This is a genomic window from Pseudomonas sp. PsB, assembly GCF_043658375.1.
Lineage (GTDB): Bacteria > Pseudomonadota > Gammaproteobacteria > Pseudomonadales > Pseudomonadaceae > Aquipseudomonas > Aquipseudomonas putida_Z.
The window spans coordinates 319,882-332,644 of sequence record NZ_JBIGLU010000002.1 but is presented as its reverse complement, the minus strand read 5'-3'; the positions used below and the strand labels follow the sequence as shown (position 1 = coordinate 332,644).

The window sequence follows — 12,763 nt, the reverse complement described above, 5'->3', positions numbered from 1 at the left end:
GCGGCGCTGAACCCGGTGGCCCCGGGCAGCCACGGCGAACTGGTGATCGGCCAGGCCGGCCTGGCGCGGGGGTATCAAGGGCGCCCGGGGCTGACCGCCGAGCGCTTCGTGCCGAACCCGTTCGACAGCCAGGGTGGCCGCCTGTACCGCTCGGGCGACCTGGCCCGCTACGGCGGCGCGGGGGTGGTGGAGTACCTGGGGCGGATCGACCATCAAGTGAAGATTCGAGGTTTTCGCATCGAACTGGGCGAGATCGAGGCGCGGCTGCAGGCGCAGGCCAGCGTGGCCCAGGGCGTGGTACTGGCCCAGGACGGCCCGGGCGGCAAGCAGTTGGTGGGTTATGTGGTGCCTGCCGATGCGGCCGTGATGGCCAGCACCGAGGCCCAGGCTACCGAGCGCGAGGCGCTGCGCACTGCGTTGAAGGCGAGCCTGCCGGACTACATGGTGCCGGCCCACCTGCTGTTCCTGGCCAAACTGCCGTTGACCGCCAACGGCAAGCTGGACCGCCGTGCATTGCCGCAACCGGACGCCAGCCTGCTGCAAGCGGAATATGTGGCCCCGCAGAGTGAACTGGAACAACAGATCGCGGCGATCTGGGCCGATGTGCTGAAACTGGAGCGGGTAGGCCTGGGCGACAACTTCTTCGAACTGGGTGGGCATTCCTTGCTCGCCGTCCAGGTGATCTCCCGGGTACGTCAGAGCCTGGGCGTGGAGCTGCAGTTGCGCGCGCTGTTCGAAACGTCGAGCCTGGCCGACTTCGCCAGGCTTGCAGCGCAAGGTGAGCAGGCTTGCTCCAGCGTCATTGGGCGAGTTTCCCGGGAGCAGCCGCTGGCGCTTTCCTATGCCCAGCAACGGCAGTGGTTTCTGTGGCAATGGGCACCGCACAGTGCCACCTACAACATTCCGGCCGCACTGAAGCTGGCCGGGGCGCTGGATATCGCCGCCCTGCAACAGGCCTTCGGCGCCTTGATCGAGCGTCACGAAACTTTGCGCACCACCTTCCGCCTTGATGACGAGCAGGCGGTGCAGGTCATTCATGGCCCGATGCCGTTCGAGCTGGTCGTCGAGGAGCAGGCGTACGCTGACGAGGCCGCTGTGCGGGCCTGGGTCGAGACCGAAGCGGGGAAACCGTTCGACCTGGAGCAGGGGCCGCTGCTACGGGCCGGGCTGCTGCGCCTGGCGGCGGACCAGCATGTATTGGTGCTGACCCTGCACCATATCGTCGCCGACGGCTGGTCGATGCCGTTGCTGGTCGACGAGCTGGTGCAACTGTATGCCGGCTACAGCCAGGGCCAGGTGCCGCAGTTGCCGGCCTTGCCGATCCAGTACGCGGACTTTGCCGTGTGGCAGCGCAACTGGATGGAGGCCGGCGAGCAGGCGCGGCAGCTGGCCTACTGGACCGGGCATTTGGGTGATGAGCAAACGGTGCTGGAGCTGCCGTTGGACCATCCGCGCCCGGCTGTACCGAGCCACCAAGGCGCGCGTTGGCCGATTGAGTTGGGCAATGAGCTGGCGGCCAACCTCAAGCGCGTTGCCCAGCAGCAGGGCGTGACGCCGTTCATGCTGTTGCTGGCCAGCTTCCAGACCTTGCTGCATCGCTACTCGGGCCAGGCCGACATCCGTGTTGGTGTGCCCACGGCCAACCGCAACCGGGTCGAGACCGAGCGCCTGATCGGCTTCTTCGTCAACACCCAGGTGCTGCGTGCCGAGTTCGATGTGCAGCTGACGTTCGGCGAGCTGCTGCAACAGGTGCGCCAGCGCACGTTGGGCGCGCAGGCCCACCAGGACCTGCCATTCGAGCAACTGGTCGAAGCCTTGCAGCCTGAGCGCAACCTTGGGCACAACCCGTTGTTCCAGGTGCTGTACAACCACCAGACCGAGCTCAAGGGCAGCCAGCACCGCTTGCCGGGCCTGGAAATGTCCGGCTTGGAGTGGAGCACGAATACGGCCAAGTTCGACCTGTCCCTGGATACATTCGAGCACGAAAAGGGCATCGGGGCTTCGCTGACCTATGCCACCGACCTTTTCGACGCCAGCACCATCGAGCGTATGGCGCGGCACTGGCTCAACCTGCTCGAAGCCATCGTGCGCCAGCCCGAGCAACGCATCAGTGAGCTGCCGTTGCTGGGCGAGGACGAGCAGCGGGCGGTGCTGCGTGACTGGAACCGCAACACCGCCGCCTTCCCGGATGAGCGAACCATTCATGAGCTGATCGAAGCCCAGGTGGCCACCGCCCCCGAGGCCCCGGCAGTTACCTTCGGCGAGCAGACCCTGAGCTATGGCGAACTGAACCGCCGGGCCAACCAGCTGGCGCACCAGCTGATCGAGCGCGGTGTCGGCCCTGACGTGCTGGTAGGCATCGCCATGGAGCGCAGCCTGGACATGGTGGTCGGCCTGCTGGGCATTCTCAAGGCCGGTGGTGCCTATGTGCCGCTGGATCCGGAGTACCCGGAAGACCGCCTCAGCTACATGTTCGCCGACAGTGGCATTGCCTTGCTGCTGACCCAGTCGCACCTGCGTGAAGCCCTGCCGATCCCGGTTGGCCTGCACAGCCTGGATCTGGATGTCGAAGACCTGACCGGCTACAGCGATGCCAACCCGAATATCGACGTAGCCCCGCAGAACCTGGCCTACGTGATCTACACCTCCGGCTCCACCGGCAAGCCCAAGGGCACGCTGCTGCCGCACCAGAACGTGGTCCGGTTGTTTGCGGCGACCCAGGACTGGTTCCGTTTCGATGCCAGTGACGTGTGGACGGTGTTCCACTCTTACGCCTTCGACTTCTCGGTATGGGAGCTGTTCGGCGCGCTGTTGTATGGCGGCCGGGCGGTGATGGTGGCCAAGGACGTGGCACGCTCCACCGAGGATTTCCATGCGCTGCTGCAGCGCGAGCAGGTGACGGTGCTGAACCAGACGCCGTCGGCGTTCCGCCAGTTGATCCCGGTGGCCTGCGCGGCAGCGCGCCAGGGGCAGGGCCTGGCCTTGCGACATGTGGTGTTCGGCGGCGAAGCGCTGGACGTGAGCAGCCTCGAACCCTGGTTCGAGGTGTTCGGCGACCAGCAGCCACGGCTGATCAACATGTACGGCATCACCGAAACCACGGTGCATGTGACCTACCGGCCGATCACCCAGGCCGACCTGGCCAAGGGCGCGAGCAGCCCGATCGGCGAGGTGATCCCGGACCTGTCGTGGTACCTGCTGGATGCCGCGCTGAACCCGGTGGCCCCAGGCAGCCACGGCGAGCTGGTGATCGGCCAGGCGGGCCTGGCGCGGGGGTATCACGGGCGCCCGGGGCTGACCGCCGAGCGCTTCGTGCCGAACCCGTTCGACAGCCAGGGTGGCCGCCTGTACCGCTCGGGCGACCTGGCCCGCTACGGCGGCGCGGGAGTGGTGGAGTACCTGGGGCGGATCGACCATCAGGTGAAGATTCGAGGTTTTCGCATTGAACTGGGCGAGATCGAGGCGCGGCTGCAGGCGCAGGCCAGCGTGGTCCAGGGCGTGGTACTGGCCCAGGACGGCCCGGGCGGCAAGCAGCTGGTGGGTTATGTGGTGCCTGCCGATGCGGCCGTGATGGCCAGCACCGAGGGCCAGGCTGCCGAGCGCGAGGCGTTGCGCACTGCGCTGAAGGCGAGCCTGCCGGACTACATGGTGCCGGCCCACCTGCTGTTCCTGGCCAGGCTGCCATTGACCGCCAACGGCAAGCTGGACCGCCGTGCATTGCCGCAACCGGACGCCAGCCAGTTGCAGCGCGAGTACCTCGCGCCGCAAAGCGAACTGGAGCAACGGATCGCGGCGATCTGGGCTGATGTGCTGAAGCTGGAGCGGGTAGGCCTGGGTGACAACTTCTTCGAACTGGGTGGGCACTCCTTGCTGGCTACCCAGGTCATGGCGCGGCTACAGGTCGAGATTGGCACGAGCCTGCCCCTGGCGTTGTTGTTCCAGGCGCAAACGCTGCAGGACTACGCAGCAATGATCAATGGCTTGAATACCCATAGCGATGCAGACCTGGATGAACTCCAGGACTTCATGAGCGAGCTTGAGGCAGTCTGAAATGCAAACGGATAACAGAAACATGGCCCTGGTGCAGCGCTTCATCGGCCTGCCGCTGCCACAGCGCAAACTCTTCCTCGAGAAACTGGCGGCGAAGGGCATGAGCCTGGCCCAGTTGCCGATCCCCGAGGTGCGCGGCGAGCATCCGTTGCCGGCGCTTTCATACGCCCAGCAACGGCAGTGGTTCCTGTGGCAATGGGAGCCTGCCAGTGCCACCTACAACATCCCGGCTGCCTTGAAGTTCAAGGGGAATCTGGATACCACAGCGCTGCAACTGGCCTTCGCGGCCTTGATCGAGCGACATGAAACCCTGCGTACCACGTTCCGTCGCGACGGTGAGCAGGCGGTGCAGGTCATTCATGCTCAAGTGCCGTTCGAGCTGGTCATCGAAGAGCAGGCAAACGCCGACGAGGACGCTGTGCGGGCCTGGGTCGAGACCGAAGCAGGGCAACCCTTCGACCTGGAGCAGGGGCCGCTGCTGCGGGCCCGGCTGCTGCGCCTGGCGGCGGACCAGCACGTGCTGGTGCTGACCCTGCACCATATCGTCGCCGACGGCTGGTCGATGCCGGTGATGGTCAATGAACTGGTGCAGTTCTATCAAGGTTTCAGCCAGGGCAAGGTAACGCAACTGCCGGCCCTGCCGATCCAGTATGCCGACTATGCCATTTGGCAGCGTAGCTGGATGGAGGCCGGCGAGCAGGCGCGGCAACTGGCCTACTGGACCGAACAGTTGGGCGATGCGCAACCGGTGCTGGAGCTGCCGCTGGACCATCCGCGCCCGGCCATGCCGAGCCACAGAGGGGCACGGTTGCCGATCGTGCTGGGCGATGAGCTGGCCACCAACCTGAGACGGGTTGCCCAGCAGCAGGGCGTGACGCCATTCATGCTGCTGCTGGCCAGCTTCCAGACCCTGCTGCATCGCTACTCGGGCCAGGCTGATATCCGCGTTGGGGTACCGATTGCCAACCGTAACCGGGTCGAGACCGAGCGCCTGATCGGCTTCTTCGTCAACACCCAGGTGCTGCGTGCCGAGTTCGATGTGCAACTGACGTTCAGCGAGCTGCTGCAACAGGTCAGGCAACGTGCCCTGGGCGCCCAGGCCCATCAGGACCTGCCGTTCGAACAACTTGTCGATGCGCTGCAACCGGAGCGCAACCTGAGCCACAATCCGCTGTTCCAGGTGTTGTACAACCATCAGACCCAGGCCAAGGGCGAGCCCCGACGTATAGCGGGGCTGGAGATGGAGGAGTTGGCCTGGGACAACCACACCGCCAAGTTCGACCTGGCTTTGGACACCTCCGAGCATGAAAAGGGCATCGGGGCTTCGTTGACGTACGCCACCGACCTGTTCGACACCAGCACCATCGAGCGCATGGCGCGGCATTGGCTCAACCTGCTCGAAGCCATCGTGCGCCAACCGGGCCAGCGCATCAGTGAGCTGCCGTTGCTGGGCGAGGACGAGCAGCAGGCGGTGCTGCGTGACTGGAACCGCAACACCGCCGCCTTCCCGGATGAGCGAACCATTCATGAGCTGATCGAAGCCCAGGTGGCCACCGCCCCCGAGGCCCCGGCAGTTACCTTCGGCGAGCAGACCCTGAGCTATGGCGAACTGAACCGCCGGGCCAACCAGCTGGCGCACAAGCTGATCGAGCTCGGCGTTGGCCCTGATGTGCTGGTAGGCATCGCCATGGAGCGTAGCCTGGACATGGTGGTCGGCCTGCTGGGCATTCTCAAGGCCGGTGGTGCCTATGTGCCGCTGGACCCGGAGTACCCGGAAGACCGTCTGGCCTACATGTTTGCTGATAGCGGCATCACTTTATTGCTGACCCAGGCACACCTGCGTGAGGTGCTGCCAATTCCCGCCGCCATCGAGTGCCTGGAGCTGGATGAACAAGCTCTGGTCGGCTACAGCGACGCTAACCCGAATATCGAAGTAGCTCCGCAGAACCTGGCCTACGTGATCTACACCTCCGGCTCCACCGGCAAGCCCAAGGGCACGCTGCTGCCGCACCAGAACGTGGTCCGGCTGTTCGCGGCGACCCAGGGCTGGTTCCGTTTCGACGCCAGTGACGTGTGGACGGTGTTCCACTCTTACGCCTTCGACTTCTCGGTATGGGAGCTGTTCGGCGCGCTGTTGTATGGCGGCCGGGCGGTGATGGTGGCCAAGGATGTGGCGCGTTCCACCGAGGACTTCCATGCGCTGCTGCAGCGCGAGCAGGTGACGGTGCTGAACCAGACGCCGTCGGCGTTCCGCCAGTTGATCCCGGTGGCCTGCGCGGCAGCGCGGCAGGGGCAGGGCCTGGCCCTGCGGCATGTGGTGTTCGGCGGCGAAGCGCTGGACGTGAGCAGCCTCGAACCCTGGTTCGAGGTGTTCGGCGACCAGCAGCCACGGCTGATCAACATGTACGGCATCACCGAAACCACGGTGCATGTGACCTACCGGCCGATCACCCAGGCCGACCTGGCCAAGGGCGCGAGCAGCCCGATCGGCGAGGTGATCCCGGACCTGTCGTGGTACCTGCTGGATGCGGCGCTGAACCCGGTGGCCCCGGGCAGCCACGGCGAACTGGTGATCGGCCAGGCCGGCCTGGCGCGGGGGTATCACGGGCGCCCGGGGCTGACCGCCGAACGCTTCGTGCCGAACCCGTTCGACAGCCAGGGTGGTCGCCTGTACCGCTCGGGCGACCTGGCCCGCTACGGCGGCGCGGGGGCGGTGGAGTACCTGGGGCGGATCGACCATCAGGTGAAGATTCGAGGTTTTCGCATCGAACTGGGCGAGATCGAGGCGCGGTTGCAGGCGCAAGCCAACGTGACCCAGGGCGTGGTACTGGCCCAGGACGGCCCGGGCGGCAAGCAGCTGGTGGGTTATGTGGTGCCTGCCGATGCGGCCGTGATGGCCAGCACCGAGGCCCAGGCTGCCGAGCGCGAGGCACTGCGCACTGCGCTGAAGGCGAGCCTGCCGGACTACATGGTGCCGGCCCACCTGCTGTTCCTGGCCAAACTGCCGTTGACCGCCAACGGCAAGCTGGACCGCCGTGCATTGCCGCAACCGGACGCCAGCCTGCTGCAAGCGGCATACGTGGCCCCGCAGAGTGAACTGGAACAACAGATCGCGGCGATCTGGGCCGATGTGCTGAAACTGGAGCGGGTAGGCCTTGGCGACAACTTCTTCGAACTGGGTGGCGACTCCATCGTTTCCCTGCAAGTCGTGGGCAAGGCCCGCCAGGCCGGCGTGCAGTTCACCCCCAAGCAACTGTTCCAGCATCAGACCGTACAAGGCCTGGCCACGGTGGCGCGGCGTGTTCTCGAAGGTATTGGCGAGCAAGGGCCGATCACGGGCAGCACACCGCTGACACCGATTCAGCAATGGTTCTTCGAGGCCGACATTGGTGAGCGTGGGCATTGGAACCAGTCGATTCTGCTGACACCCAGCGAACCCCTGCAAGCGGACCGCCTGCACGACGCGTTGCTGGCACTGGTCGCCCATCATGATGCACTGCGCCTGGGCTTCGAGCAGCAGGCGGGGGCCTGGCAAGCCGAGTACAAGCCACAGCAGCAGGCGCGGATACTCTGGGAGCATGCGTGCGCGGACGAGGAGGCGTTGTCCGCACTCGCTGACCAGGCCCAACGCAGCCTGAACCTGCAGCAAGGCTTGCTGGTCCGTGCGCTGCTGGCCAGCCTGCCCGATGGCAGCCAGCGTCTGCTGCTGGTCATTCATCACCTGGCGGTAGATGGCGTGTCGTGGCGCCTGTTGCTGGAGGACCTGCAACAGGCCTACCAGGCCCTGGGCAACCGACAGCCGGTGCAATTGCCAGCCAAGACCAGCGCCTACAAGACCTGGGCGCAGCACCTGCAGGCCTATGCCCAGAGCGAGGCGCTGCAAGCGGAACTTGCCTACTGGCAAGCGCAGTTGCAGGGCACCAGCGACCACCTGCCGTGCGCCAATGCGCTGGGCGGCAACCAGCAGCAGCACGCTGCGTCGGTCAGCACGCGGCTGGGCCGCGAAGCCACCCGGCAGTTGTTGCACGATGCCCCTGCGGCCTATCGCACGCAGATCAATGACCTGCTGCTGACAGCCCTGGCTCGGGTGATCGCCCGCTGGACCGAGCGGCCGGAGGTGCTGGTCAGGCTGGAAGGCCATGGCCGGGAAGACCTGTTCGATGACATTGACCTGAGCCGCACGGTGGGCTGGTTCACCAGCATGTACCCAGTGAAGTTGAGCCCGCTGGGCGGGATCGCCGAATCGATCAAGGCGGTCAAGGAGCAACTGCGGGCCGTGCCGAACAAAGGCCTGGGCTATGGCGCGCTGAAGTACATGGGGCCGGCTGGTGCGCGTGAGGCCCTGGCTGCGTTGCCTCAGGGCGAGATCGTGTTCAACTACCTCGGGCAGTTCGACGGCAGTTTCGACGAGCAGTCGGGCTTGTTCGCACCCGCGCGGGAATACGGCGGTGCGGCCAAACCAGCCGATGCGCCACTCGATAGCCAGATCGCCCTGAACGGCCAGGTATACGGCGGCGAGCTGAAACTTGGCTGGACCTTCAGTGCGCAGCGCTACGACACCGCTGTCATGCAAAAGTTGGCAGATGACTATGCCGCAGAGCTTGGCGCGCTGATCGCTCATTGCTGCGAGCCTGGCAACCGTGGTGTAACGCCTTCGGACTTCCCACTGGCCGCGCTGCGCCAACAGCAGCTGGATGAGCTGCCGGCAGTTGCACGGCAGGTGGCCGATATCTACCCGCTGTCGCCGATGCAGCAGGGCATGCTGTTCCATTCGCTGCAGGGGCCTGAAGGCGCGCTTTACATCAACCAGACTTCGGTGGAAGTCAAAGGCCTGGAAATCGAACGGTTCGTGGCAGCCTGGCAGCAGGTGATCGACTGTCACGATATCCTGCGCAGTGCCTTCTGGTCGGCGCCCCACTTGGCCGAACCTTTGCAGCTTGTCTACCGCAAGGTCGAATTGCCGGTGGTCGTGCATGACTGGCGCGACCGCTCGGTAAGTGCGCAGATGCTGCAGGCGCTGGCCGAGGCCGATGCCGCACAAGGCCTGGACCTGAGTGTCGCACCGTTGATGCGCCTGACCCTGGTGCGGCTGGACGACGAACGTTTGCACCTGCTGTGGACCCGTCATCACATACTGATGGACGGCTGGAGTACCTCGCGGCTGCTTGGCGAGGTGTTGCAGACTTACCATGGCCACCCTGCGCGAGCGCCGGCAGGGCGGTTTGGCGATTACATCCGCTGGCTTGCCGGGCAGCCCAAGGCGGCGCTGGAGCAGTTCTGGCGAGGCAAGCTGCAAGAGCTGGAAAGCCCCACCTGGCTGGCGGACAGCCTAGCGGCTCGCCCGGCGGCAGACTTGCAGGGGCACGCCGCGCTGTACCTGCGTTGGGATGCCTCGCGTACCCGGCAACTGCGCGAGCAGGCCCAGCGCTTGCGCATCACCCCAAACACCTTGATCCAAGCGACCTGGCTGCTGCTGCTGCAGCGCTATACCGGGCAAGCCACGGTGTGCTTCGGCGCCACCGTGGCGGGCCGGCCAGCCGGCTTGCCCGGTGCCGACGAAATGCTGGGGTTGTTCATCAACACCTTGCCGGTGGTGCAGACGCCCCAACCGCAGCAGCGGATTGTCGACTGGCTGCAGCAACTGCAGGCCTGCAACCTGGAACTGCGCGACCACGAACATGCAGCCTTGGCCGATGTGCAACGCTGGGCAGGGCAGGCCGGGCAAGCGTTGTTCGACAGCATCGTGGTGTTCGAGAACTACCCGGTGGACGAACGCCTGCAGGAGGGTGGTGGTGGCTCGCTGCAGTTCGGTGAGGTGAGCAACCGCGACGTGACCAACTACGCCATGGACCTGGCGGTGCATCTGGGCGAGACGCTCTCGGTCGAGTTCCTCTACTTGCGCAACCGCTTCACGGAGCAAGCCACCGACAGCATTCGTGGCAGTTTCGAACGGCTGCTCGAGGGCATGCTCGACAACCCTCACGCCACCGTGGGCAGCCTGGACATGCTGACCCCGGCGCAAGCGCAGCAGGCCCAGGCTCGCAACGGCTTGCAGCCATGCGAGCAGGCCATGCCAAGGCTGGCCGAGCTGATTGCCCGGCATGCCCAGGCGCGGCCAGAGGCAATTGCGGTGGCCTGTGGCGAGCGACAGTTGAGCTACGCCCAACTGGATGAGCGTGCCAACCGCCTGGCACACCACCTGATTGCCTTGGGAGCGCGCCCGGAGGTTACGGTGGGCATCGCCCTGGAACGCTCGGTGGAGGTGATCGTGGCATTCCTGGCGGTGATGAAAACCGGCGCCGCCTATGTGCCGCTGGATATCGACTACCCGCAGGACCGCTTGCAGTGGATTGTCGAGGATTCGGCCATGCACCTTCTGGTGACCAGCAGCGGCTTGCGCCAGCGTTTTGCCGGGGTGGAGCACTGCGTGGAGCTGGACCTTCTGGCTATCGCCAGCTTGCCGTCCGATGCCCCTCAGGTGATGGTGCACGACACCAACCTGGCGTACCTGATCTATACCTCTGGCTCTACCGGCAAGCCCAAGGGCGTGGCGGTCAGCCACGGGCAGATCGGCATGCACTGCCAGGCAATCGCCCGCCTTTACCAGATGGATGAAAGCACTCGCGAGCTGTTGTTCATGTCGTTCGCTTTCGACGGTGCCCAGGAGCGTTGGCTGTCGACCTTGTCGTCAGGCGGCTGCCTGGTGGTGCGCGGTAGCCAGCTGTGGACTGCCGAGCAAACCTGGCAGGTACTGCATGCCGAGCGCATCGACATTGCCTGCTTCCCGCCGGCGTATCTGCAGCAACTGGCCGAGTTCGCGCAAACCCGCCAGGAGGCCGCACCGCCGGTGCGCATCTATTGCTTTGGCGGTGACGCAGTGCCCGATGCACTGTTCGAACTGGTCAAGCGGACCTTGCGCCCGCAGTTCCTGACCAATGGCTACGGGCCTACCGAAACGGTCGTGACCCCCCTGTTGTGGAAAGTATCGGCGCAGCAGTCATGCCAGGCGGTGTATGCGCCGATCGGTGAGCGGGTTGGCCAGCGCACGCTGCATGTGCTGGACCAGGGCCTGAACCCGGTGCCCGATGGCGTGGCCGGGGAACTCTACATTGGTGGCGAGGGTGTGGCGCGCGGGTATCACCAGCGCCCGTCCCTGACCGCCGAGCGCTTTGTCGCCGACCCGTTTGCCCAGGGCGGGCGGCTGTACCGCACCGGTGACCGGGTGCGCCGTCGGGCGGATGGCGTGATCGATTTCATCGGCCGCCTGGACAACCAGTTGAAGGTTCGCGGTTTCCGCATCGAACCCGGGGAAGTCGAAGCACGGCTGCGTAATCTGGCGGATGTGCGGGATGCTGTGGTGGTGGCCCGGGAGGGCGCTACCGGCAAGCAACTGGTGGCGTATCTGGTCACCGGCAATGGGGTGACTTCCGCTACGCCATTGCGTGACGCCTTGCGTGCCGACCTGCCGGACTACATGGTGCCGACCCAGTGGGTATTGCTGCCGGCGTTTCCACTCACGCCCAATGGCAAGATCGATCGCAAGGCGCTGCCGGCCCCGGAGTTGGCCGGGCGCCCGGTGCGGGTGGCTCCGCGCGATGACACGGAAAAGGCGCTGGCGGCCATCTGGCAGGAAGTGCTGGAGGTGGATGAAGTTGGTGTCGATGACAACTTCTTCGAATTGGGGGGCGATTCGCTGCGCGTGCTGAAGATGCTGTCGAAGGTACGAGCACGGCCCGACCTGTCGATCGAGCTGAAACTGCGCGATGTCATGGCCAGGCCCACCATTGGCGAGCTTTCCGGCTATACCGATGGCGACGTCGCCCTTGACCCGCTGTTGCTGCTCAACAGCCGGGTAGCCGGGGCCAGGCCGCTGTTCTGCCTGCATGCCGGCTTTGGCACGGTGTTCGACTACGAGCCGCTGGCGCGCCGGCTGGAAGGGCATTGCAGCGTCTACGGCGTGCAATGCCGCATGCTGCTCGATCGCAACTGGCAGGATGATTCGTTGCAGGCCATGGCGATCGACTATGCCCAGTACATTCGCCAGAAGCAGCCCGAAGGGCCATACCAGCTTGCCGGCTGGTCGCTGGGTGGCACGCTGGCGGTGCTGGTGGCCCAGGAGCTGGAAGCCCAGGGCCAGCAAGTATCGTTGCTTGGCCTGGTCGACAGTTTCATCCCCACCGGTGCGCCGGCGACGCCGGCAGCGGACTGGAGTGCCGACCTTGGCAGCTTCCTGAGTGTGCTGCTGGGGCTGGCCAAGGAACAGCTGGTGCTGCCTGCCGTTGCGGCGGGCAGTGGTGTGCCGCTGCTTGAGCGGCTGATCGAAGAGGCACGCTCGGGGCTGCAGGTAGCGTCGGCCTTCGCCAGTGTCGAAAGCGCCGAACTGGCCCACACCTTTGCCGTGGCGATGCGGCTCAAGGCGTTGTCGGAACGGTTGCCGGCATTGCCGGCAACCCGCGCCGCTGCCTTGTGCTGGTGGGCAGGTGACCATGGCCAACGCTTCGCGGTTCACGGAAGCGGTGAGAACCACGCGGTTGCAGCGGGTCACTATGACATCCTCAAGCATCCGGACGTGATCGAGGGGCTTGCGGCCAGGCTGGTGGCGGAGCCGGTCATGGGGTGACCCGGCAAGGCCGGCTGAATGACCTGTGGGGCCCGCGTTCAACGTGGGCCCCACAGGTTTTTTCATGTCGGCAGTGTCGCCACCGAGACGAAA

At 65.5% G+C, this 12,763-nt stretch carries 1 pseudogene; it reads left to right on the top strand.

What is annotated here, in order from left to right:
* Positions 1-12,670, top strand: a pseudogene (locus tag ACGLHT_RS06275) (amino acid adenylation domain-containing protein); the annotation flags it as partial.
* Positions 12,671-12,763: the final 93 nt, after the last annotated feature.